General features: G+C 63.6%; 23 protein-coding genes, 2 tRNA genes and 1 pseudogene. 19 read left to right on the forward strand and 7 right to left on the reverse strand.

Annotated features, from left to right (window positions below):
- The first annotated feature begins 1,027 nt into the window (after positions 1 to 1,027).
- The 14 genes from CCR84_RS14435 to CCR84_RS14500 all read left to right on the forward strand — a co-directional run bounded on the left by CCR84_RS14435 (position 1,028) and on the right by CCR84_RS14500 (position 12,494).
- Complete coding sequence (locus tag CCR84_RS14435; protein WP_201213700.1) at positions 1,028 to 1,948, forward strand: polysaccharide deacetylase family protein; 921 nt, start codon at positions 1,028 to 1,030, stop codon at positions 1,946 to 1,948.
- 251 nt (positions 1,949 to 2,199) lie between these two features.
- A tRNA-Ser gene (locus CCR84_RS14440) sits at positions 2,200 to 2,287 on the forward strand.
- Between the two features lie 448 nt (positions 2,288 to 2,735).
- The gene (locus CCR84_RS14445) at positions 2,736 to 2,903 is read left to right on the forward strand and encodes a Flp family type IVb pilin (protein WP_201213702.1); all 168 of its coding nucleotides are present in this window, start codon (positions 2,736 to 2,738) and stop codon (positions 2,901 to 2,903) included.
- A 63-nt stretch (positions 2,904 to 2,966) separates the two neighbouring features.
- Positions 2,967 to 3,809, forward strand: a complete 843-nt coding sequence (cpaB, locus tag CCR84_RS14450) for a Flp pilus assembly protein CpaB (protein WP_201213704.1) — start codon at positions 2,967 to 2,969, stop codon at positions 3,807 to 3,809.
- Entirely contained in the window at positions 3,806 to 4,990 is a 1,185-nt protein-coding gene (locus tag CCR84_RS14455) for a pilus assembly protein N-terminal domain-containing protein (RefSeq protein WP_201213706.1), read from the forward strand. The genes cpaB and CCR84_RS14455 overlap by 4 nt, the downstream gene beginning before the upstream one ends.
- The gene (locus tag CCR84_RS14460; RefSeq protein ID WP_201213708.1) at positions 4,980 to 5,492 is read left to right on the forward strand and encodes a type II and III secretion system protein family protein; all 513 of its coding nucleotides are present in this window, start codon (positions 4,980 to 4,982) and stop codon (positions 5,490 to 5,492) included. The genes CCR84_RS14455 and CCR84_RS14460 overlap by 11 nt, the downstream gene beginning before the upstream one ends.
- 6 nt (positions 5,493 to 5,498) lie before the next feature.
- Positions 5,499 to 5,804 (forward strand): hypothetical protein, encoded by a 306-nt coding sequence (locus tag CCR84_RS14465; protein WP_201213711.1) that lies wholly within the window; start codon positions 5,499 to 5,501, stop codon positions 5,802 to 5,804.
- A gap of 16 nt (positions 5,805 to 5,820) precedes the next feature.
- Positions 5,821 to 6,990, forward strand: a complete 1,170-nt coding sequence (locus CCR84_RS14470) for a pilus assembly protein TadG-related protein (protein WP_201213713.1) — start codon at positions 5,821 to 5,823, stop codon at positions 6,988 to 6,990.
- Between the two features lie 56 nt (positions 6,991 to 7,046).
- Positions 7,047 to 7,517, forward strand: a complete 471-nt coding sequence (locus tag CCR84_RS14475; protein ID WP_201213715.1) for a hypothetical protein — start codon at positions 7,047 to 7,049, stop codon at positions 7,515 to 7,517.
- A complete protein-coding gene (locus CCR84_RS14480; protein ID WP_201213716.1) occupies positions 7,517 to 7,915 on the forward strand; it encodes a TadE/TadG family type IV pilus assembly protein in 399 nt (132 codons plus the stop codon). Before CCR84_RS14475 ends, CCR84_RS14480 begins: the two co-directional genes overlap by 1 nt.
- A 39-nt stretch (positions 7,916 to 7,954) precedes the next feature.
- Positions 7,955 to 9,103 (forward strand): P-loop NTPase family protein, encoded by a 1,149-nt coding sequence (locus tag CCR84_RS14485; RefSeq protein WP_201213719.1) that lies wholly within the window; start codon positions 7,955 to 7,957, stop codon positions 9,101 to 9,103.
- A 50-nt stretch (positions 9,104 to 9,153) separates the two neighbouring features.
- The gene (locus tag CCR84_RS14490) at positions 9,154 to 10,566 is read left to right on the forward strand and encodes a TadA family conjugal transfer-associated ATPase (RefSeq protein WP_338052623.1); all 1,413 of its coding nucleotides are present in this window, start codon (positions 9,154 to 9,156) and stop codon (positions 10,564 to 10,566) included.
- Between the two features lie 2 nt (positions 10,567 to 10,568).
- The gene (locus CCR84_RS16815; RefSeq protein WP_201213728.1) at positions 10,569 to 11,546 is read left to right on the forward strand and encodes a type II secretion system F family protein; all 978 of its coding nucleotides are present in this window, start codon (positions 10,569 to 10,571) and stop codon (positions 11,544 to 11,546) included.
- A gap of 3 nt (positions 11,547 to 11,549) precedes the next feature.
- The gene (locus CCR84_RS14500; protein WP_201213730.1) at positions 11,550 to 12,494 is read left to right on the forward strand and encodes a type II secretion system F family protein; all 945 of its coding nucleotides are present in this window, start codon (positions 11,550 to 11,552) and stop codon (positions 12,492 to 12,494) included.
- Between the two features lie 8 nt (positions 12,495 to 12,502).
- Here the strand turns inward: CCR84_RS14500 and queD are convergent, their stop codons facing one another.
- The gene (queD, locus tag CCR84_RS14505) at positions 12,503 to 12,946 is read right to left on the reverse strand and encodes a 6-carboxytetrahydropterin synthase QueD (RefSeq protein ID WP_201213732.1); all 444 of its coding nucleotides are present in this window, start codon (positions 12,944 to 12,946) and stop codon (positions 12,503 to 12,505) included.
- A 100-nt stretch (positions 12,947 to 13,046) separates the two neighbouring features.
- Here queD and CCR84_RS14510 point away from each other — a divergent pair, with 100 nt between their 5' ends.
- The gene (locus tag CCR84_RS14510; RefSeq protein ID WP_201213734.1) at positions 13,047 to 13,880 is read left to right on the forward strand and encodes a radical SAM protein; all 834 of its coding nucleotides are present in this window, start codon (positions 13,047 to 13,049) and stop codon (positions 13,878 to 13,880) included.
- An 18-nt stretch (positions 13,881 to 13,898) separates the two neighbouring features.
- Here CCR84_RS14510 and CCR84_RS14515 read toward each other — a convergent pair whose 3' ends face one another.
- Complete coding sequence (locus CCR84_RS14515) at positions 13,899 to 14,204, reverse strand: helix-turn-helix domain-containing protein (protein ID WP_201213737.1); 306 nt, start codon at positions 14,202 to 14,204, stop codon at positions 13,899 to 13,901.
- A gap of 299 nt (positions 14,205 to 14,503) precedes the next feature.
- Between CCR84_RS14515 and CCR84_RS14520 the strand changes: the two genes are divergently transcribed.
- The 3 genes from CCR84_RS14520 (at position 14,504) to CCR84_RS14530 (ending at position 17,342) form a co-directional block, all read left to right on the forward strand.
- Complete coding sequence (locus tag CCR84_RS14520; RefSeq protein WP_201213739.1) at positions 14,504 to 15,730, forward strand: aspartate kinase; 1,227 nt, start codon at positions 14,504 to 14,506, stop codon at positions 15,728 to 15,730.
- Between the two features lie 48 nt (positions 15,731 to 15,778).
- Positions 15,779 to 15,872: transfer RNA gene (locus CCR84_RS14525), tRNA-Ser, on the forward strand.
- A 1,050-nt stretch (positions 15,873 to 16,922) separates the two neighbouring features.
- The gene (locus CCR84_RS14530; protein ID WP_201213741.1) at positions 16,923 to 17,342 is read left to right on the forward strand and encodes a nuclear transport factor 2 family protein; all 420 of its coding nucleotides are present in this window, start codon (positions 16,923 to 16,925) and stop codon (positions 17,340 to 17,342) included.
- 132 nt (positions 17,343 to 17,474) lie between these two features.
- On the opposite strand, the pseudogene CCR84_RS16605 reads toward CCR84_RS14530, so the two are convergent.
- A pseudogene (locus CCR84_RS16605) lies at positions 17,475 to 17,591 on the reverse strand (IS1182-like element ISCARN109 family transposase); the annotation flags it as partial.
- On the opposite strand from CCR84_RS16605, the gene CCR84_RS14535 reads away from it, so the two are divergent.
- Positions 17,538 to 17,705, forward strand: coding sequence for a hypothetical protein (locus tag CCR84_RS14535; protein WP_201213742.1), 168 nt, complete (start codon positions 17,538 to 17,540; stop codon positions 17,703 to 17,705). The pseudogene CCR84_RS16605 and the gene CCR84_RS14535 sit on opposite strands and share 54 nt — an antisense overlap.
- A gap of 414 nt (positions 17,706 to 18,119) precedes the next feature.
- Here the strand turns inward: CCR84_RS14535 and CCR84_RS14540 are convergent, their stop codons facing one another.
- The 4 genes from CCR84_RS14540 to fusA form a co-directional block, all read right to left on the reverse strand.
- Positions 18,120 to 18,626 carry a hypothetical protein gene (locus CCR84_RS14540; RefSeq protein WP_201213744.1) on the reverse strand — a complete coding sequence of 169 codons (507 nt, stop codon included), beginning with the start codon at positions 18,624 to 18,626 and terminating at the stop codon, positions 18,120 to 18,122.
- Between the two features lie 495 nt (positions 18,627 to 19,121).
- Positions 19,122 to 19,559 carry a nucleoside deaminase gene (locus tag CCR84_RS14545; protein ID WP_201213746.1) on the reverse strand — a complete coding sequence of 146 codons (438 nt, stop codon included), beginning with the start codon at positions 19,557 to 19,559 and terminating at the stop codon, positions 19,122 to 19,124.
- 48 nt (positions 19,560 to 19,607) lie between these two features.
- A complete protein-coding gene (locus tag CCR84_RS14550) occupies positions 19,608 to 20,564 on the reverse strand; it encodes a VTT domain-containing protein (protein WP_207186297.1) in 957 nt (318 codons plus the stop codon).
- Positions 20,565 to 20,716: 152 nt separating this feature from the next.
- Positions 20,717 to 22,768 carry an elongation factor G gene (fusA, locus tag CCR84_RS14555; protein WP_201213747.1) on the reverse strand — a complete coding sequence of 684 codons (2,052 nt, stop codon included), beginning with the start codon at positions 22,766 to 22,768 and terminating at the stop codon, positions 20,717 to 20,719.
- Positions 22,769 to 22,904 lie beyond the last annotated feature (136 nt).

Here is a 22,904-nt window from a genome sequence, read left to right on the forward strand (position 1 = left end):
CCCTGCGGGCTCGCGATGACGGTCACGGTCTCCGCACCTTCCCTCGCCATGCACGCCCGGCACCGCCGTCATTGCGAGGCGTAGGGTCGTGGCAACAATGCCGTCATTGCGAGGCGCGTAGCGCCGTGGCAATCCAGTTCGTTCTTCCGTCTCTGCGTCCTTCACGATGCGAGCCCTGGGCACTGGATCGCCACGCCCTGCGGGCTCGCGATGACGGTCACGGTCTCCGCACCTTCCCTCGCCATGCACGCCCGGCACCGCCGTCATTGCGAGGCGTAGGGTCGTGGCAACAATGCCGTCATTGCGAGGCGCGTAGCGCCGTGGCAATCCAGTTCGTTCTTCCGTCTCTGCGTCCTTCACGATGCGAGCCCTGGGCACTGGATCGCCACGCCCTGCGGGCTCGCGATGACGGTCACGATCTCCGCACCTTCCCTCGCCATGCACGCCCGGCACCGCCGTCATTGCGAGGCGTCGGGCCGTGGCGACAATGCCGTCATTGCGAGGCGCGTAGCGCCGTGGCAATCCAGTTCGTTCTTCCGTCTCTGCGTCCTTCACGATGCGAGCCCTGGGCACTGGATCGCCACGCCCTGCGGGCTCGCGATGACGGGTACGGTCTCCGCACCTTCCCTCGCCATGCACGCCCGGCACCGCCGTCATTGCGAGGCGTAGGGCCGTGGCAACAATGCCGTCATTGCGAGGCGCGTAGCGCCGTGGCAATCCAGTTCGTTCCTCTGTCTCTGCGTCCTTCACGATGCGAGCCCTGGGCACTGGATCGCCACGCCCTTCGGGCTCGCGATGACGGTCACGGTCTCCGCACCTTCCCTCGCCATGCACGCCCGGCACCGCCGCCATTGCGAGGCGTAGGGCCGTGGCGACAATGCCGTCATTGCGAGGCGCGTAGCGCCGTGGCAATCCAGTTCGTTCTTCCGCGGCCTCGCCAGTCATGTTTTTGCGCACCATCCATCGGCGAGGAGCGGGAAAGCGCTCCCGTGCCGACTTCCATTCCTGTCACTTTCGTCAGTCCAGCATGAAACGCCTTGCCCTCAAGATCGACGTCGACACCTACCGCGGGACCGTGCATGGCGTTCCCGCGCTGGTCGAACTCCTGGTCCGACGGAAAGTCGGCGCCACCTTCCTCTTTTCGCTCGGCCCCGATCATACCGGGCGCGCCATACGTCGGGCCTTCCGCCCCGGGTTCATGAAGAAGGTGCAGCGCACCTCTGTGCTCGAGCATTACGGGCTGCTGACGCTGATGTACGGCGTCGTCCTGCCGGGACCGGACATCGGCCACCGCTGCGCGTCGATCCTGCGCGGGGTGCGTGACGCGGGCTTCGAGGTGGGTGTGCATTGCTGGGACCACGTGCGCTGGCAGGATGGCGTCGCCGGTGCCGACAACGCCTGGGTCGAGGTCGAGATGGCGCGCGCCTTCCAGCGCTTTGCCGACGTCTTCGGCGAGAAGCCGCGCGTCCATGGCGCCGCCGGCTGGCAGATGAACCGGCACGCGCTGCGGCTCACGCAGCGACTGGGGTATGCCTACAGTTCCGACAGCCGCGGCGAGCACCCTTTCATCCCGGTCATCGACGGCGAGATCGTCGCCTGTCCGCAACTGCCGACGACGCTGCCGACCCTCGACGAGATGATCGGTGTTGACGGCATCACTTCCGACACCGTTGCCGACCACGTGCTCGAACTGAGCGCAGCTCGCGAGGACGATCAGGTGTTCACGCTGCACGCTGAACTCGAAGGCATGCGCCTCTTGCCGCAATTCGAGCGCTTGCTCGATGGCTGGCAGGCGCAGGGCTTCAGCCTGGTGTCGCTGGCCGACCTGGCGGGATCTCTGGATCTCCGGCGTCTGCCGACCCATGAAGTGCGTTTCGGCGAGGTGCCCGGGCGCTCGGGAAGTCTGTTCGTGCAGGGACCGCCCTTCCTCGCCGGCTGCGGTGCTTAACGTGAAACGTCGAACAATTTCGTGAAACATCGGCCGACGTGATCTGCGGAAGCCGTCGCGACCAGCAGCCCGTCAGTTGGCAAGGCCGCGAAAGTAGAAGAACGAACTGGATTGCCACGGCGCTACGCGCCTCGCAATGACGGCAGCGAATGGCTGCGTTTCATGCTCAGGGGGCACGACTCGCCATGAACGTAAGCGGCGCTCACGGCGCGTGCTATGATTACGCGCTCCGCTGCCAATGCGCAGCACCCGGAAGCGTGGCAGAGTGGTCGATTGCACCGGTCTTGAAAACCGGCAAGGGGCAACCCTTCGTGAGTTCGAATCTCACCGCTTCCGCCAGAACGTCGGCTGCAAAGTGAAGCCAGCAGGCTGACACACCCGACGTCGATTTCGCCAGACCGGCCCCCGGTCCTTGGCGAAATATTACTTAAGCATCAGCAGGGCGATGCCCCTCCGGGGATCCAGTCCCTGAATCTGCTGCGTCCCCTGCCAGTCCTCGTTCTCAAGGTCCGACCCGCGCTGTGCGGCCCGGGAGGCCGGTACGATTTCCTCATCTGCAATCCATCTCGCGGGGCGCTCTGCTGCTACGCGCGGAAGGTTGCGAGCTGCAATCTTCCCTTGCTGAGACGACGGAATAGCGTTAACCTCTCCACCTACAAATACCAAGCATTGCGAAGGCATGCAGTCGGGTTCTTGACAGCATGAATTTTGCATACTAAGTTCTTTGCGGCGGCTGCGGTTTTTCCGTGGTTGCGGTTTACAAGTCACTAAACTAAAGGAGGTTGTCATGATGAAACTGGCTATGAAGAAGCGTCAAAAAGGTGTGACGATGATCGAGTACGCGCTGATCGCGGCGTTGGTCGGCGTCGCTGCAGTCACCGCGCTCGTGGCACTTGGTGGCAATATTAGCGACAAGTTTGAGGCGGTTTCGACCGAACTCACCACTACGCGATAAAACGGAGGAGTACTGAGTAATCGAAGCATCTGCCTCGGTTGATGCGAGTGGAAAGGTCGTCGTTTGAAGCCTAGTTACCTGATCGGCATCGCCCTCGTCCTGGGGGCGATTGCCGCGTTTCTGGTTTCCCGCTGGCTCAATGTCGGTGTCGGCGGGGCGGGTGGTCCGACGGTGGTCGTTGCCACTGAAAAGATCGAGGCGGGAGCGCCGATTGACCCGGCCAAGCTGAAGGCCATTGCCTGGCCCTACGGCAGCGCACCGCCCGAAGCAGTTGCCGACCCAGCCCAACTGGCGGGGCGCGTGACGCGGCAGGAGATCTGGGCCGGACAGCCGGTGCTCGTTTCCTTGCTGCTGCCGGTGGATTCACGCGGCGGTCTGGCCGCGATTATCAGCGAGGGCATGCGCGCGGTCACCGTTCGCGTCGACGACGTGATCGGCGTCGCGGGCTTCGTCTTGCCCGGCAGCATGGTCGACGTCCTCGCCACGTTCAAGGACGACAAGGGTAAGGAAGTCGCCAAGATCGTCTTGAGCCGGGTCAAGGTCCTGGCTGTCGCGCAGGAGACGGCGGGGGACCCGGCCAAGCCCAAGGTCGTCAAGGCCGTGACTTTGGAATTGAGTCCGCAGGAGGCGGAGCGGCTCGACCTTGCCCGCAACGTCGGCAAGCTGTCGCTGGCCTTGCGCAACGAACTCGACAAAGCCGAAGGCCCGACCAACGGCGCTTCGATCAGCAAGCTGCTCGACGGTGAGGCCGCGGGCGATGCCGCCAGGCGCGCGCCCGATGGCGCGTGCAAGGAAGCACCCCGCCGCTCGGCTCGTACCGCTGCCAGCCCTCATCGTGAAGTGGTCGAGGAACTGCATGGTGGTCAGCGTAGCGTGGTGGTGTTCGGCGGGAGCGGGGCGCGATGATGAAGAAGCACGATTCCTTTACGCTCGGCCGCCTGGGCGCCAGCGCACTGCTTCTTGGCGTGCTGGGCGTGCCGGCTTACGCTGCCGAGAATCTGCAATCGGACTTTCCCGCCAGACTGGAAGTCAAGCGTCCGGACAAGATCGTCGCCGCACCGGTCGCCGAGGACGCTGCTGCGCGTACCTTGAAGCCTGCCGGCAAGGCTGCGCCGAAAGCGGCGGGACAATCGCCGTCGGTGCTTCCTGCCAAAGCGAGCCAACTCGAATCGGTTCGCCTGGCTGCGGACCTGCCGACCTCGCTGGTGGTCACGACCGGGCGCGGGCACCTGCTGCGTTTGTCCGCCCCGGTCAAACGTGTTTCCGTCGGCGATCCGAAGGTGCTTGGCTTCACCGTGGTCAGTCCGACTCAGGTGGAACTGGTCGGCAAAGCTGCCGGCAGCACCAACGTCACGCTGTGGGACAGGGAAGAGCGCAGCCACGAGATCAGCGTCGACGTCGAGATGGATCTGCGGCCCCTGCGCCAAGCCATCCAGTCGGCGCTGCCGCAGGAGAAGGGCGTGAGCCTGAGTGTGCTGGCGAACTCGATCGTCCTGCGTGGGACGGTGTCGGACGTGATCGCTGCCGACGCGATCCAGCAACTGGCGCAAGCCCACCTCGATGCCTTGTTGCTGCGCATGCGTATGACTGCTTCGTCAACGCTGCCGGCCGCGGCAGGTGGCGGTACGCCCTCGTTGGCAGGGGGCGCTGAGATACCTCAACAAACGATGATCGTCGATACGCGGGAAGGGCGGGCGGTCAGGGACAAGGACCGCGAGCCGAAGGTCATCAACTTCCTGAAGATCCGCGACGCGCAGCAGGTGATGCTCGAAGTGCGCATCGCGGAAGTTTCCAAGAACCTGCTGGAAAAGCTCGGTGTCGGGTACCAGGGTTCAGGCACGGCCGGAAGCTACGGCTGGTCGATGTTCACCAAGCTGCTGACGGGGACCACTTCCGCAAACCCGCTGTTCGGCCTGACCAAGGGGGCGCAGTCGCTGAGCGTCGAGGCTTCCAAGAACGACGAGCTGGTCAAGATGCTGGCCGAGCCCACCATCGTCTCGATGAGCGGGCAGGAAGGCAGCTTCCTGGTCGGTGGCAAGATCTTCATCCCGGTATCCCTTGGGGGTCACGGGTGGGGTGAGTCTTGAGGAACGCAGCTACGGGGTCGGCCTCAAGTTCGTGCCGACCGTGCTCGACAACGGCCGTATCAGCCTGAAGGTCGCTCCCGAGGTGTCCGAGTTGTCCCAGGAAGCGGTTACCGCCTCGGTGGTCAACAGCACCACCGAGAATTCGGTCAACAAGGCGACGACGACGATGCCCTCGTTCAAGACCAGCAACGTGTCGACGACCGTGCAGATGCGCGAAGGCGAGAGCCTGGTGATCGGCGGCCTGCTGCGGGACAACATCGTCGAGACGGTCAATGCCGTACCGCTCCTCGGCGAGCTGCCTATCCTCGGGGCACTGTTCCGCAGCAGCGAGTTCCTTTCCAAGCGGACCGAACTGGTCGTGATGGTACGTCCGACGCTGGTCAAGGGCAGCCGGGATCCTGTCCCGCTTCCCACCGACGCCTTCGTCGCACCGAGCCGGTCCGAGTTCTTCCTGGAGGGCAAGCTCGAAGGCCGGCCCCCCTCGCCCCGTTTCGTGGACTGAGTGATCATGCCGATATCGACCCTGCCCGCACATGCTTCGCTGCTGTTTCGTAAAGGCGTCATCGGCGCTGGTGCGGCGACGATCGTCGTCGCCGGCCTGTCCGGGTGCGCGAGCAGCACGCCGCATCTCGACCGGCACGCCGGTCTGGCGCTGCAGGCGGCGAAGGAAAGGCAGCAGATCCAGACTGCGTACGCGCAGGAAGATGCGCTGGCCGGCTCCACCGAGCTGAAGGGCGCGCTGGACACCCACATCCAGGGCAAGGCCGTCTCGGCGGGCAAGGCACTGGCGACGCCCGTCACCAACGGCAACTGAGTTCCCCGGGGGTGGTGTGATTCCCCGTCCGCCTTCGCTGCCGCGCGCGCCCGGCAAGGCACAGCGCGGCGCCTACTTGGTCATCATGGCGGTCGCCATGGCGGTACTGATCGGTTTCGTCGGGCTGGCTGTCGACTTGTCGCGGCAGATGGTGGTCCATGCCGAGTTGCAAAGTGCAACGGATGCGTGTGCCTTGGCAGCGGCGGTGGAACTCAACGGCTTGCCCAGGGCCAGCGAGCGCGCCACGGCGGCGGGGAAGTTCGTGGGTGGCCAGAATCGAATGAACTTCCAGGCGGAGCCAGTCGTCATCGACGAGGTCTCGTTCAGTGCGAGGGCCAGCGGAACCTACGTGGCCAATCCCGGTGAGGTCGACTACCGCTATGTCAAGTGCACGGCCAGGAAAACCGGTTTCGTCAATCATTTCATGGCGGTGCTCGGCATCGCCAAGAATGACCTGAGCGTCGAGTCGATCGCGACGCAGAAACCTGCCCGGGAGGCGTGCACCCTGCCTTTGCTGGTGGTCGTGGACGCTGGCTTGCCATCCCCTTGGGGGCTGTCACGTTCGGTTCCGCTCACGTTGCTATACAGCGGGTCTGAGTCTGGGCCGTTTGCCAGAGTGCGTAGCGCCGGTTCGTCTCAGCTTCAGCTTCTCGCGCAATCCGGATTATGCGGGGTGAACGAGAACGGCCTGAGCACCGAAATGCCCAGTTTGTCGCCCTACACCGTGATGAGCGCTGCACGGGATAGATTGGTCCAAGCATGGAATTCCCGCTTCGGGCTTTACAAGGCAAGTCCTTCTTATTCGCACTACGGTGACCCGCCAGCGCTGCCTGATCTGACCGGGGTCGACCTGCAGAACGATACGGACATCCGCCGCTATGTCGATGGATACCGCGACAGGCAGGGTGCGGTATCCTTCGGCGAATACTCGGAGCCGGACCTCACGCAGTCTCGCGCCTCGGGGCGGCGGGTCGTGCCTCTGCCAATCGTCAACAAGAGCTACACGACGCTGCTCGACTGGGGCTGTTTCCTGCTCAACAGTCCTCTGGATCCCGCCAATGTATCCGGGAAGTGGGCGCTGCGTTTCCTCGATTTGGCCAGCGCTCCCGATTCCCACTGCGTCGTGCTCGGGATTCCCGGTGGCGCCAACGCCATCGGGCCGCTGGTCCCCGCGCTGGTGCAATAGGGGGCGGCGTGCGCGCAAAAGATTTTCGCCCGTCGCTCGGACGACAAAATGGGAGCGTGCTCATCGAGCTCTCCTGCGTCGTGCTGCTGCTCACGATCATGACCCTCGTCACGGTCGATCTGGCGCTCGCCATCTCGGAATACAAGACCGTAGTCAATCAGGTGCGTAACGGGGCCCGCTATGCAACGACCATTTCTCGGCAGAATCAGCTGGATGAGCGGACCCAGCAATGGAAGGCGATCGTCAAGTACAGCCAACTCGAGGCGGGGGAGGGCGCCCTGCCTGTCCTCGATGCTTTCGCAGACGATACCCTGGCTATCGACCATTTCTCGTACGATGACTGGACCGACCCGTCGGGTGCCTCGTCCAGCGCTGCGACGAGGGCAAGCATGGTGACGGTGACGGTCGGTGGTTTCCGGCACAAGCTGCTGTTCGCCGGTTTCTTCGATTCGATTTTCCCCGGCGTGTTTCCGGATGGCTACGTCTATTTTCCCGAGATCGCCGTCACCATGAGGCAGACGAACTGATGTCCAAGGCAAGGTCCCGCGAGAAAGGCGCTGCCCTGATCGAGTTCGCGATCAGTTTCCTGCTCTTCTGGATGCTGGTGATCGGCCTGATCGAGCTGTCGCGCCTGATGCTCGCCTGGAATGCGGCCGGCGACGCCGTGCAGCTGGCTGCGCGCCTGGAGAGCACCTGCCCGGATTCATCGAAAACTGACGAGCGCGTCAAGGCGCTCGTCGCTGCGTCCGGGCAGCTGGCATCGGATGGATGGACTCCAGACGTGGTCCCGAGCGACGACGGTCAGCTATTGAAGGTTCAGTTGAACAATGTCATTCTTAAAACCCTGATCCCGGGTTTTCCGGCAATCACCCTGCCCAGCCATCGCTTCAGTGCGGGGGTCATGCAAGAGGCGGGGGATTGTTAGCTGCCCTGATCCAAACACCCAAAGCTAGAGTGAGTTTCGATGCACATCGTCTGTTACACCCCTGAGCCGTGGAGCGGGGGCGCGCTCGCCGGGGAGCGCCATCGCGTGAGCTGCCTGACCGGTCCGCTCGTCGCGCTGGCGTCCCGGGTCGCCACGGCGTCTCCCGACCTCTTGATCGTACGCGGCTTTGCCGCCGGGGAGGCACTCATCGAGCAACTGGAGGCGCTGGTCAGCCTGCGCCCGCTGGCGGTGGTGGCGCTGGTGCTGCCGCAGGCCGATCCCGAGCTCTTGTTGCGCCTGATGCAGGCGGGCGTGCGCGAGGTCTTGCCCTCGGAAGAGCCGGCGACCATCCTGGCCGCGGTGCAGCGCGCCGAAGCGCGGCTGGGGCGCAGCGTGCCGACGCGGCCTGAGCAGGCGGGACGCTGTCTGGCCTTCATGTCGGCGAAGGGGGGCGACGGTGGCACGGCCGTGGCCGCCAATCTGGCGGCTGCCCTGGCGCGCGAACCCGATACGCGCGTTCTGCTGATCGACCTGTCGCTGCCTTTCGGCGACGCCGACATGTTCCTGTGCAGCCAGACGCAGGCGAGCGACCTGGCCGATATTTGTGGCGAGATGGAGCGCCTGGACGGCGCGCTGCTCGGCCAGATGGTGACTCAGGTGAGCGACACCCTGCATCTCATCCCGTCGCCGGGCCGCCTCGACAAGCTGGTGCGCATTCAGTCGGCGCAGGTGAAGCAGCTGCTCGCCCTGGCGCTGCGCGAGTACCAGTTCGTTATGATGGACATGGGCGACGGCATCGACCCCGTGCGCCTCGATTTGCTCGAAAAGCTCGAGCACCTGTTCCTGGTGACGAGCTTGAGCCTTTCTTCGCTGCGTCGCTCGGGGCAACTGCTGCTCATGCTCGATGGGCTCGAATTCTCCGGTGCCAAGGTGTCGCTGGTCGGCAACCGCGTGGGAGAAAGCCAGGACATCGCGCAGGCCGATTTCGAGAAGGCGATCGGCATGGCGCTCGCGCGTCAGCTGCCGGGTGACGGAGCGGGGCTGAAGGAGTCCGTGGCGAGAGGTACGCCGCTGGTGACCCTGCGCCCGAAGAGCCCCCTTGCTCGCGGCATCGTCGACTGGGCAAACGCCTTGCTCGGCAAAACAACTGGAAAATCGAGCCCATGGCGACTCTTCGCGATCAAATAGCTTCCTGGGGATTCGGGTCAGCGGCGCGCTCGGGTCCGGTTCGCCTGCGTGTGGATCCCGATTCGCGTCTGACAATTCCGGGTAGTGACGTCGAAGTGACGGTCGGCAGCGTCGCCGCGAGCAGCCTGCTTGTCGACGTCGATCATCCTGTTCAGGGAAGAAAAGGCGCTTCTGCGGGCTACTACGCGACCAAGACCCGCCTGCACCAGATGGTGATCTCGCGTGTCGATCTGCAGGCGGTCGAAGCGATGCCTTACGAGCAGTTGCGCTCGTACATCAGGCAACTCGTGCAGATCCTGATCGACGAGAAGCCCCTCGGCACCGACAAGCCCTTGCAGGTCAACGAGCAGGAGCGCAGCCAGCTCATCACCGAGTTGCAGGACGAGATTCTCGGCCTCGGGCCGCTCGAGCCCCTGATGGCCGATCCGGGCGTCTCCGAGATCCTGGTCAACGGCTACGACACCGTCTATGTCGAACGCGAGGGCTTGCTCGAACCGACCAGCGTCCGCTTCAACGACGACGCGCATCTGCGCAAAATCATCGACAAGATCGTCAACCGCGTCGGTCGCCGCATCGACGAAGCCAGCCCGATGGTCGATGCCCGTCTGCCCGACGGCTCGCGCGTCAACGCGGTGATTCCGCCGGTCACCCTCGACGGCCCGGCCCTTTCGATCCGGCGCTTTGCCGCAACGCCCTTGCGCATGAAGGACCTGATCGAGAAGGGGACGCTGACGGCGGGCATCGCAGAACTGCTCGCGGGGCTGGTCAGGGCGAAAACCAACATCGTCATTTCGGGCGGTACCGGTTCCGGGAAGACGACCCTGCTCAACATCCTTTCGGGCTATATCCCGGCGAACGAACGCATCATCACCATCGAGGACACGGCGGAGCTCCAACTGCAGCAGCCGCACGTCGTGCGCATGGAGACGCGAACCGCCAACATCGAGGGGCGCGGCGAGATCCCGATGCGCGCGCTGGTCAGGAACAGCCTGCGCATGCGGCCCGACCGCATCGTGCTCGGCGAGGTGCGCGGCAGCGAAGTCGTCGACATGCTGCAGGCGATGAATACCGGCCACGAAGGTTCGCTGACCACCATCCACGCCAACGGTCCGCGCGACGCGCTGGCGCGCCTGGAAAATCTGGTGGCCATGGGAGGGATGGACATGCCGCTCAAGGTCGTGCGCCAGCAGATCGCCTCGGCGATCCATGTCATCATCCAGATCGGTCGCCTCAACGACGGCAGCCGCAAGCTCCTGAGCCTGCACGAGGTCGCCGGCATGGAAGGCGATGTCATCAGTACCGAGGAAATCTTTGCCTACGAGCGTCGCGGAATGACGCAGGAGGGAATGGTGCGTGGGCGTTTCCGCGCGACCGGCGTGCGTCCGGCGCTGACCGAGCGCCTGAAGACCTTCGGCATCGAGCTTTCCGAAGACCTCTTCGACCCGTTCGTCGAACTGGAGTGATCGTGAACGAGCTCATTCGCAGTTTGCTGCCGGCGCTGGCCTTCCTGCTGGTGGCGTGCATTTCCGTATGGGGAATCTGGTTCTGGTCCACTTACCTGAGCGTGGATGCCAAGGCACGGCGCCAACGTCTCAAGTCGGTGGCCATGCAGCGCCCGACGCTTGCCCCGGCCGGCCGGGTCAATGCCGAGGAGCGACGCGGAGCGTCGCTGACGCCGCTGCTCGCCGTCCAGCCCCTGCTCGCCCGGATCGATGTGCTCCTGCGCAGTGCGGGTAGCCCGAAAAAGGCGCCGGAAATCCTCGCCCTGTGCCTGCTGATCGCGCTCCTTGCCGGCGTCGGCCTGTGGTGGCGATTTCCTGGCTGGGGCGTTTACAGCGTGTTGCCCGCCTTGCTCGTCGGCGCTCTGCCGATCGTCTTCTACCGGCGTCGGCGCGCCAAGCGGCGCGAGCGTTTTCTCGACCAGTTTCCCGACGCGCTCGACTTCATGTCGCGCGCCTTGCGCGCCGGCCACAGCCTGCCGATTGCGATCAGGATGATCGCCGAGGAACTGCCGGATCCGATCGCCAGGGAGTTCCGGATCGTCTTCGACGAGATCAATCTCGGGCAGGCTTTCGACGACGCGCTCGACCTGATGGCGGAGCGCGTCGATAGCCCGGATTTCTGGGTGTTCGTGTCGGCGATCATGATCCAGCGCGAGAGCGGTGGCAACCTGGCCGAGTTGCTCGACAAACTGGCGTCCGTCATGCGCGAACGGCGCAAGCTGTCGGTCAAGGTGCGCATCCTGGCCAACGAGGGACGCGTCTCGGGCTGGGTGCTCGGTCTCCTGCCCTTCGCCATGGCCGGGCTGATCAGCCTGCTCAATCCCGATTACCTGGCGCCACTGCTGCAGTCGCCCAACGCGCGCGAGATCATCGTCGGGACCCTGCTGTGGATGGGGCTGGGCGCCTGGGTGATGCGCAACATCATCCAGGTCAAGGTCTGAGTCATGGAATTCACTTCGAGTACAACGTCGGCCTGGGGGGCGGTGCTGGTCACCTTCATCGCCGTGTTCGCGCTCGTCCTCGCCTTCGGGCAGTGGCTGTCGAGGCGGCAGATGCGCAAGCGCGTCAAGCAAATCGGCGAGGCGAGGCGCGAGCGCCGTTTCACTCCCCCCGTGGCCGGGTCAAGCAGCCGGAAAATGAAAGTCGTCGCCGCGCTGTCGCGTCTGTCGCTCCCCGCGGAAGGCTGGCGGGAGAGCCGGCAGGGACTGAAATTCATCCAGGCCGGCTTGCGTGAGGATACGGCGCCGCCGATCTATTTTGCGGTGAAGACAACGCTGGCCCTGTTCGTCCCCGCCGGGGTCGTGCTGGCAGCGCTGGTCTTCTTTCCGAAGGCGCCGCTCAGCAGTGTTGCGCTCGCTGCCGTGCTTCTCGCCGCGATCGGCTATTACCTCCCCGACCTGTATCTGACCTGGCGTGCGCAGCAGCGTATCGAGCGCGCGCGCCAGAGCCTGCCCGACATGATGGATCTCTTGGTGATCGGCATCGAGTCGGGGCTGGGGATGGATGCTGCGATCAACCGGGTCGCCCGCGAGATCCAGCGCGGGAACCCGGTACTCGCCGAGGAGTTCTTCCTCGCCGGGATGGAGATACGCCTGGGGGCGGGACGGATCGACGCGCTGCGCAACCTGTCCCGGCGCCTGCCGATGGACGACCTGGGCACCCTGGTGGCCATGCTGGCGCAGGCAGACAAGTACGGCACCGGCCTCGGCGCTTCGCTGCGCGTGCAAGCCGATGCGATGCGCGTGAAGCGCGCGCAGCGAGCCGAAGACATCGCCTCGAAGATTCCGCTGAAGCTGGCGTTCCCGCTCGTCTTCTTCATTTTTCCGCCCCTGCTGCTGGTCCTCGTCGGCCCCGCCTTCATCAACGTCAGCAAGGTGCTGATGGGCTAGACGGGAGCTCAGCCGCGAACGGCGTCCGCCCAGCAGTTCGGCGTTTCGTAGAGGCGGACGCGTTCGAGCCTGATCCGGTTGCCGTAAGCGTCACGGTAAAGCGCGTCGAGGATGCGGAAAGCTTCCTGCGCCAGATTCTCCGCGGTCGGTGGCGTGTCGAGGACGACCGTCTTGTGCCCCGGCAGCGACTGCAGGAAATCGAGGACGGCGGTGTCGCCGGAATAGACGAGGAAGGCGTGATCCCAGACGCCGACCAAGTGTTCCTGGGCCAGCGCCTTCACTTCCGAAAAATCCATCACCATGCCGTTGGCCGAGTCGCCTTCGCGCTGGATGATGTCGCCGGAAAGCGTGATCTCGATCGCGTAGCGGTGGCCGTGCAGGTTGCGGCACTGGCTCTTGTGGTCGGGGATCCGGTGTCCGGCGTCGAATTCAAGGCGGCGAGTAATCAGCATCGCGGACTTTCGGCCGCGGGCGGCCTGCGTTGAGAAGCTTTAGATTATATCATTCGCCCTTCGGCCGTCCCCGTGGCGGCGTTGCTTCCAGGGTGCTCCCATGCTCACCATCGCCGATCACCGCCGCGACAGCGCGGGTCTTCTCTACGTCTACCCAGTCGTGTCGCGGCGCGCCCGCGGCGTCTCCGTCGGCATCAACCTCAATCCCAACGCGGCCTGCAACTGGGCCTGTGTGTACTGCCAGGTGGCGGACCTCAAGCGCGGCGGTCCGCCGCCGGTCGACCTGCAGCGCCTTGAGCGGGAATTGCGCGGTTTCCTCGGCGAAGTCGTGCATGGAGACTTCCTCGTCCGTTGCGTTCCTGAGGATTCGCGTCGGCTGGCCGACGTGGCCTTCTCCGGTGACGGCGAGCCGACCACGGCGAGCGAATTCGCTGATGCGGTCGCCATCGTCGAGCGCGTCCTGCGCGATCTGGGACTGCTCGGCAGCCTGATCCCCCGACTGATCACCAACGGCAGTCAGCTACACCGCGAAGGCGTGCGTGAGGGGATTGCTCGCCTTGGCAATCTGGGGGGAGAGGTCTGGTTCAAGATCGACCGCGCCAGCGAGGCGGGGTGCGCGATCGTCAATGGCATCCGGCGTACGCCGCAGCAGACGCAAGCCGCGCTGCTGGCCTGTGCGCAACTCGCGCCGACCTGGGTGCAAACGTGCTGGTTTGCGCTCGACGGCGAGCCGCCGGAACAGGCTGAAGAAGATGCCTACCTCGCCCTGATCGGGGAGGTGCGCGAAAAGATAAGGGGCGTGCACCTTTACGGTCTTGCACGCCCCTCGCAGCAGCCACAAGCCTCACGCCTGGCGCCGCTGACGGCGCCGGACTTCGAACGCTTTGCCCGGAGAATCCGGGAGTTGGGCGTCGAGGTCGTGGCCAACCCCTGACGCCCCGATCGGCCTTCCTCAGGCCGTCTTCTTCTGCTTGGCCTTGGCGCTTTTCTTGAGGGTCTTGTACAGCGTCGGATCTTCGGACTTGAGGAACTCGACGACGTCGAGATCCTCGCGCTTGACGCGCTGGATGTCGATCTGCTCGACGTGCACCAGGCGCAGCAGTTCGCGCACCGGCTTCGGCATGTTGCGGCCGCTCTCGTAACGCGAGCCGCCGCTTTGCGTGACGCCGATCTGCGACCAGAACTGCTGCTGGTTCAGGCCCAGCTTGCGGCGGATTTCACGGGGTTCGATCGTTTCAACTTGCTTGACGGTGCTCATGATTTTCTCTCTGAAGAAGTTGTTGGCCGGCGTCTGCGGTGCGTCAAAGCACTGATCGGCCGGGTGTTGAGTGACTATGACTTTAGTCATAGGTCGAAGTATAAGCGAAACTCATAATATTGCAAGTGGATTGTCAGCGGCATTTGTAAAAAATTTTCTGGAATGACAGGTGCAGGCAGCAGCGCCACCCGCGTCGGCGCGCGCGGGCACCGGTGGCGGCAATCATTTGTCTAGCGTGCGCGATAGCGATAGAATCGCGAGCTTTCGTTGGCCGCATGCCTGACAGGAGTGGAGCAGGAATGGCACTGATCGTGCAAAAGTTCGGCGGGACGTCGGTGGCTTCGACCGAACGCATCAAGAATGTGGCCCGGCGCGTCGCGCGCTGGAAGGCGCAGGGACACGACATCATCGTCGTTCCGTCGGCGATGTCGGGCGAAACCAATCGCTTGCTCGGACTGGCGCGCGAGATTTCGGAAAACGCCGACCCGCGCGAGCTCGACGTGATCGCCTCCACCGGTGAGCAGGTCACCATCGGGCTGCTCGCAATGGCGATCCAGGAGCAGGGATACAAGGCGAAGAGCTATACCGGCTCCCAGGTGCGCGTGCTGACCGACAGCACCTTCACCAAGGCGCGCATCCTGAAGATCGACGACGAGCGCATTCGCGCCGACCTCGACCAGGGCTACGTCGTCGTCGTCGCCGGCTTCCAGGGCGCCGACGCGGACGGCAACATCACGACGCTCGGTCGCGGCGGCTCTGACACCTCGGCGGTGGCGCTGGCCGCGGCGCTGAACGCCGACGAGTGCCAGATCTACACGGATGTCGATGGCGTTTACACGACCGACCCGCGCATCGTTCCCGAAGCGCGCAAGCTCGACACCATCACCTTCGAGGAAATGCTGGAGATGGCCAGCCTCGGCTCGAAGGTGCTGCAGATTCGCTCGGTCGAGTTCGCCGGCAAGTACAAGGTCAAACTGCGCGTGCTCTCCAGCTTCGAGGACGAAGGCGAAGGCACGCTGATTACTGTTGAGGAAAACAAGCCCATGGAACAACCGATCATCTCCGGAATCGCCTTCGCCCGCGACGAGGCCAAGCTGACCGTTCTCGGTGTTCCCGACCGGCCGGGTATCGCCTACCAGATCCTCGGCCCGGTGGCCGACGCCAAGATCGACGTCGACATGATCATCCAGAACGTCGGCCACGACGGCACTACCGACTTCTCCTTCACCGTGGCCCGCGCCGACTACAACAAGACGCTGGGCGTGCTGGAGTCGGTCAAGGCCCACATCGGCGCGCGTGAGATCGTCGGCGACAAGCACATCTGCAAGGTGTCGGCAGTCGGCGTCGGCATGCGCTCGCACCCCGGCGTCGCCAGCAGCATGTTCCGCGCACTGGCCGAGGAGGGGATCAACATCAAGATGATCTCGACTTCCGAAATCAAGATTTCGGTCGTGATCGACGAGAAGTATCTCGAACTCGCCGTGCGCACGCTGCACAAAGTCTTCGGTCTCGATAAGGAAGACTGACGAGCGTTTGACCTGAAGCCGCGAAGTAGGTATCATCGCGGCCTTCTAGGAGACGTGGCCGAGAGGTCGAAGGCACTCCCCTGCTAAGGGAGCATGCGGGCTAAAACTCGCATCGAGGGTTCGAATCCCTCCGTCTCCGCCAGTACTGCAAAACGGGCATTTCCGTAACGAAATCAAGACGTTACGAAATGCCCGTTTTTCATTTTCTACACATGTGTTCAACACATGTCCCGGTTCGGCGAAACAGCGACCAGTCGGACCTCACGCAACAGCCGCCAACCAGTCGCTTTTGTCCGTACTTGTCGCGATGTTGGTCCGCATTCTCCGGATGCCGACCAACTCTCGCCTCGATCGTCCTCCGTTCCATGGTGCACCAGCGGCAGCGAGCACCGTCACCAACGACTTTCCTGTGGCAGAAGCGAGGGCTGTGCTTCCAAGTTGATGGACGATCACGTACGTCACGGATTTGCCCGAGGACGCGACTTCGGGCCGTTGCAAGGCCACTCCACCATCCCCGAGGGGTGAAGAATAGGAGGTTGATCTGAAGCCTTCCCAATCGCTCCAGAATTGCTTTGATGAAGAGTGTTGGTGGTGGGCTTCGACAGCGCATCCTGGCGTTTCCGGACGTCCCTACGTGAAAGTGCAACCATTCCCGTTCATCTGGTTTCTTGAGAACGGATGATCTTCCCTCTTTGATCTTGATCGAGTCCCGTTGATATTGGCGATGAGCCGGTGTCTTTCCGATGAGTCGGGTCGTCAATTTATGCCGATTGGGATTCTCGATGTGTTTTGCTGCCCCTTGCTAAGGCAAGTGCATCTTGCATCTATCCAAAAGACATTACCGAGCATACAATCTCCCGTATGGAGGACTGACACCACGAATTCGGCACCCGTTCCATATCGGGGATATGGATGACATTCCTAATGTTTCCGCGTCAATGTATCAAGTTGCCGCATCAGGTCCGGCAGCAGCTCGTGCTGAATCGTTTTCCAGCGCTGCATGATCTCGACAGGTCGGATGGGATTCATTTGAAGGGGGTGATGTGAGGATGACTTAGAGAATTTCGTCATGCCAGAAATGGCTACCCGCTCCTAATTTTTTGCCGTTCGCGCAAAAAATTCCGCGTGAAGAGGGCCTTTTGCAAGAGGCTCCCAAGAATCGAAATAACCTACTAAAGGCAATCTACTCATCATGAGATCAAATGATCAGTTAGTCCGTGACGCCGTGATGGCGTTCCTTGAGTGCTATGCCCGTAAGGATGTCGGCGCATGCCTGTCCTGTTTTGCGGAATCGTCAGCGGTGATAGCTTTTGGCACCAATCTTGATGAGGTGTTCACAAGCCGGCAGGAAATCCAGGCAGGCTTTGAACGCGATTTCGCCAACATGGACAAGATTGGCTGGGGCGAAGCTCGTAAGTTTTACATTCAGGCTGGCGAGGAAATCGCTATCGCAATGGTCGAGTTACCGATCCGCTATGAAACTGGCGGCAAAGCTGAGCAACTCATGCTGCGCTACGCCTTCGGTCTGAAAAAAGAAGCGGGAAGCTGGAAGATCACGGCCGGATCGGCAAGTGTTCCAACTGCACCCGGTAATTACGACCTCGCAGCCTGACGCCTCAGCGTAATCATTTTTGTGGAACAGCGCACCGTGCAGGCAGGTATCGTTTTAGGTGTAGGCTTTGGTTCGCTGGTAAGAACGGAATACTGAATGGCCAGTTGATAGCCGATGCGGATACAATCAGACGATGACCTTCTCCAGTTTCGGCGTCAACGTATCAAGTTGCCGTATCAGCTCCGGCAGCAACTCGTGCTGAACCGTTTTCCAGCGTTGCATGATCTCGACAGGTCGGATAGGATTCATTTGAGCGGGCAAAGTGATGATGAATTAGACAATCTCATCATGCCAGAAATGGCAGCCCGCTCCTCATCTTTTGCCGTTCGCGCAAAAGAATTCCGCATGGAGCGGGCCTTTTGAAAGAGGCGTCTGGTGACGCTGGTTTCTATCCTTGCTCTTGCCGTTGCATAACATTCCACATCACCAGGAATGAGTGATCGATTAATTCACTCTTACTCTTTTGGTAAGTTCACTGACGCCTCCGGTTCATCTGTGGTTCCTTCTGTATTCAGGAACTGCTCGAACCGGGGGCGTTTTCGTTTTTGCGTGATGAGGGGAAGCCGGGCGATCTGGCTCGGCGGCAGATCGGCAAAGCGCGGCTCACAGCAGGCCTCCAGAATGGTCTGCCGCTCTTCCGGGCTGAGCTTCTGCGCCAGCGACGGGCGTACTGCCTTCGGCCCTCTGTCTCCGCCACTACTGCCAGAAAGCCATATTTCCCCCAGTGCGGTTCGCTGGCGACAGGCTGGCAAAGTACCATGAGTCTCCCTCTAGTTCTTACTTGCCGGGGGCGGATGGCGGCTGCGGGAGCATCCATTGCTGGTGCTGCATCATGTGGTCCATCATCATCTGCTGCATGCCGATATACTGATCGGTCATGTACTGGCGTTGCTTCAACTGGTCCGGGGTGAGCTTCCCATAGTAGTGACGCATGCCCGGCCCGCCCATCATCCCGGGGCCGCCCATCATCCCGTGTCCGGGCCCGCCGCAGCAGCCCATCATTCCCGGGCCCCACATTCCATGCATCGCCGTCATCGACGACTGCATCGTTGCCCAGTGTTCCTGCAGAAGCTTTTGGCGCTCCTGCGGGTCCTGGGTTTGGCGGATGCGCAGCATCTGCTCCTGCATGAGCTTCATGTTGGCCTGGACCTCGGCCAGTTGCTTGTCGAACGCCTGCGCGTCGGGCTGTGTTGATGCACTCGGTGCGCTGGTCTGTGCTTGCCCAGCCAGCGGTACGAGGCTGGCACAGGCTGCGATCGACAGGGTGAGCAGTGTCTTCTTCATCAAAATCTCCTCGCATGCCAGAGGGTAAAGATTCCGACATGTTGCTTCCGGGAAGCCACCCCGGGGCAACGTTCGGCTCGGGCTTGATCAACTCGTCAGGCAGGCGATGAATGCCGCAAGCGCAGCCGCGACGTCCTGTGGAGTCACCTGTCATGACAAGCATAGTTCCAGATTGCGACTTCTGCTGCCCGTACGCGCAGGGGGCAGGCGTTCCGCATTCCAGCAGAAGTCACGGCCGGGCCAGACAGAGCCGGCAGAACTTGGACGACTCGAGTCGGTGGGCCAAGGAGGGCTCACGACTGGAGTTCGCCCCATCATTTTCTTCTGCTCGGTCCTGCGCCCGTCGACGATGAAGGTTCCGTCGCACATCCCATGAACCACGCCATCGAGCAGGTCGACGGCGGGAATGGCGATGACAAATTCCCGATTCCTGTACAAGTTAGAGTACAAGTGATTCCATGCACTCGTGGTGATGGCGAAGACCGGGGGTGAAACCTAGACGCCGATATCCTCGTTCCAGAGTTCGGGTCTGGCGGCGATGAAGCCGCGCATCAGCGCGATGCAGGTTTCGTCCTGCAGGACCGTCAGTTCGACGCCACGCGCGCGCAACAGCTCTTCTTCTCCGAGGAAACTGTGGTTCTCGCCGATCACGACCTTCGGGATGCCGTAAAGCAGGATGGCGCCGCTGCACATCGCACAGGGCGACAAGGTGGTGTATAGCACCGCATTGCGATAGACGCTGGCGGGCTGCCGACCGGCGTTCTCGAATGCGTCCATCTCCCCGTGCAGGATGGCACTGCCCCGCTGCACGCGGCGGTTGTGGCCGCGGCCGATGATGCGACCCTCGTGGACGATCACCGAACCGATCGGGATGCCGCCTTCGGCGAGGCCAAGGCGTGCTTCGGCGATCGCTGCCTGCATGAATTCATCCATGACATCTCTCCTTCGCTGACACTGAACGGGCTTCCATGATCGGGTGCCTCACTCGTTTCTCTCCTGAGCCGCGAGCCAGGCCTCGTAGCCGCCCTTGAGCGGCTTCACCGACAGATAGCCGGCGTTGAGCAGCTTGCGGGCAGCCTGCACGGCACCGGCATCCTCGGGACAGGCGCAGAGGGTCACGATCGCGCGCTCCTTCGGCCAGTCGCCGACCGCATCTTCCAGGAAATCATGCTCGGCCACTTTCGCGCCGACGATGGGGCCGGTCGCGGCGATCATCGTCGCGCCACGCAGATCGAGGACGAGCGGCGGCGCCTCGCTGACCAGTGCCGTCATCAGTTCAGCGGGCGTGATGTGCGGGACCGCGCAGAATTTCCGGAAGCGGTATTTCTGCCAGAGTTTCCAGCACAGCCAGGTGCCGGCGAGGACGAGGAGCAGCAGCAAGGCGCGAGCGGCGTGGCGCTCGAGTTCAGCGATGGCCGCGAGCACGGCATCCTGCAGCAGCCAGCCGCTGCCGAGCGCGAGCGCGGCCCAGAGACCGGAGCCGATACCGGCAGCCAGCAGGAAGAGCGGCTGGTTCATGCGCAAGGCGCCGGCGATCGGAGGTGCCACGGTCGAGAAGCCGGGGATGAACTTGGCGAGCACCAGCGACCACACCCCCCAGCGGATGAAGCGCGCCTCCGTCTGACTGACGCAGGACGAGGGGTTGATCGAGAGCTTGCACAGACCGGCGAGCACGCGGTAACCGAACACCTTGCCGGAGCCGTACCAGACCCAGTCGGCAAGCACCGAGGCGACGATGGCCGCCGCCAGCATCTTGCCGAGGCTGCCCGGGGTCGCTGCCAGGCTGCCGGCCAGCAACAGGGTCGGCACGGCCGGTACCGGCAGGCCGATCTGCTGCAGGAGGACGTTCACGAAGACGACGGTGACCGCGTCCTCGCGCAGGGTCTCGCTGATCTGGGTGATGTCCACGGCGTTCGGTGTGCGAAGCGGAGGATTCATGATGCCAGCCGCCCCCGTACGGCGCAATCGCGGCGCGGGCGGCGGCCAGGGCCTCCGGCTCGACCGGGCGGCGCGAGGGGACGGGCCGCTGGCCCGTCCCGCTGCCGCCCTGCGACCGCTGCCTTCAGGCTGCGGTCATTTCCCGGCCACTGTCAGTCGCCGTTTGCTGTCGCGCGCGTGAAGTTGCGCGACAGTTCGTTTTGCACCTCCTGCGGTGCGAGTTCGTAGCCCCCTGCTTCAAGCACGAATTCGCTCTCGCCGGCGCAGATCGCCTTCAGCCGGGCTTCGAAGCCGTCCATTTCCGCCATCGGCACGCGTGCGCAGAGGATCATCCAGCCCGGCGCCGGGCTGTCGGTGCTGGTCAGCCGGCCGCGGCGGGTCGAGATTTCCCCGCTCACTTCGCCGAACACCGCGTCGGCGACCTTCACCTTGACGTCGAGGATCGGCTCAAGCACTTGCGGCCGTGCCGCGAGCACCGCGTCGACCAGCGCATGGCGCGCCGCGGTGATGAACGAGACTTCGTTCGAATCGACGTCGTGGTGCTTGCCGTCGGTGACGACCACGCGCAGGTCGTGGATCGGGAAGCCGGCGAAGGCGCCTTCGCTGAGCGCCTGGCGCACGCCCTTCTCGACGGCCGGCATGTAGTTGCCGGGGATCGCGCCGCCCTTGACCTCGTCGGCGAGTTGCACGCCCAGGCCGCGTTCGAGCGGTTCGACGCGCAGGGCGACCTCGCCGAACTGGCCGGCGCCGCCGCTCTGCTTCTTGTGCCGGTAGCGCGCTTCGGCGACGGTCGCGATCGTCTCGCGGTAGGGGATCGCGGGTTTGGCGGTGTCGAGTTGCAGGTTCCAGCGGCTGGAGAGTTCTTCGAGCACGATCTTCAGGTGTTGCTCGCCGAGCCCGCGCACGACCGTGTTCCGGCTACGCGCGTCGTAGCTGACTTCGAGGCAGGGATCCTCGTCGGTGAGCCGCGCGAGCGCTTCCGAGAGCTTCTGCTCGTCGGACGGCTTCTTGGTCATCAGCGCCAGGCCGAAGACCGGCTGCGGATAGGACTGCGGCGCCAGGTGGAAATGATCCTCGTCGTGCGAGTCGTGCAGCACCGCGTCGCGCTCGATCTCGTCGATGCGCGAGACCGCGCACAGGTCGCCGGGAACGGCAAGCGGGGTCTCGACCGAGTTGCGCCCCTGCATGCGCAGGAGGTGCGCGACCTTGAACGGCTTGCGCCGGTCGCCGATGAAGAGTTGCGATGCCGGCGTCACCTGCCCCTGGTGGATGCGGAACAGGCCGAGCTTGCCGCGGTAGGGGTCGTTGGTCACCTGGAAGACGTGGCCGACGACATGGCGTTCGGGGTCGAGGGTGACTTCGACCGGGGTCGCGGCAGCGCCTTCTCCCTGCAGGAAGACGGGAGGATTGCCCTCGGTCGGGTCGGGGGCGAGCTTGCCGAGGATGTCGAGCAGTTCGCGCACGCCGGCGCCGGTGCGCGCGGAAACGAAACAGACCGGGATCAGGTGCCCCTCGCGCAGCGCCTGCTCGAACGGTGCGTGCAGTTGCTCGGGGTCGAGCGACTCGCCCTGTTCGAGGTATTTCGCCATCAGCTCTTCGTCGAGCTCGACGATCTGGTCAACCAGCGTGTCGTGAGCGTTGGCGACGCTGGAGAAGGCGGTGGCCGCGCCGTTGTCCGGTGCGAAGAAGCAGTCGACGACCTTGCTGCCGTCCGGGGAGGGCAGGTTGAGGGGCAGGCATTCGCGACCGAACTCGGCGACGATGCCGTCACGGAGTGCCTCGTAATCGACGCCCTCGGCATCGATCTTGTTGATGACGATCATGCGGCACTTGCCCTTTGCCGCCTCCATCATGCGCCGGGTACCGCTTTCGACGCCGGCGATCGCGTTGACGACGATCACGGCCGTGTCGACCGCCGGCAGGGTCGCCAGCGCGCGACCGGCAAGGTCGGGCAGCCCGGGCGTGTCGAGCAGGTTGATCCAGTGGCCGGCCCATTCGAGATGGACGAGCGCTGCGTGCAGCGAACGACCCATGGCCTTTTCCTGCGGGTCGTAGTCGGAGACGGTGTCGCCGCGTTCGACGCTGCCGGGGGCACCGATCGCGCCGGCCGCTGCGAGCAGCGCTTCGACCAGGGTGGTCTTGCCGCTGCCGGCGTGGCCGAGCAGGTTGAGGTTGCGGATGTCATGCACCGAATTGGGGGTCATTGCACTTCTCCCTGGGTTTGTTTAAGTCCTCAGACGAAGTTTCCACCCGCGCGGCTGCGAAGGCAATCCATCGTTCCCGCGCCTGTCCGCTCAGGCCCGGACTTATTCGTGCATTCAGTCACTTGCAATTGCAGCA

Source organism: Rhodocyclus purpureus, from assembly GCF_016653115.1.
GTDB lineage: Bacteria > Pseudomonadota > Gammaproteobacteria > Burkholderiales > Rhodocyclaceae > Rhodocyclus > Rhodocyclus purpureus.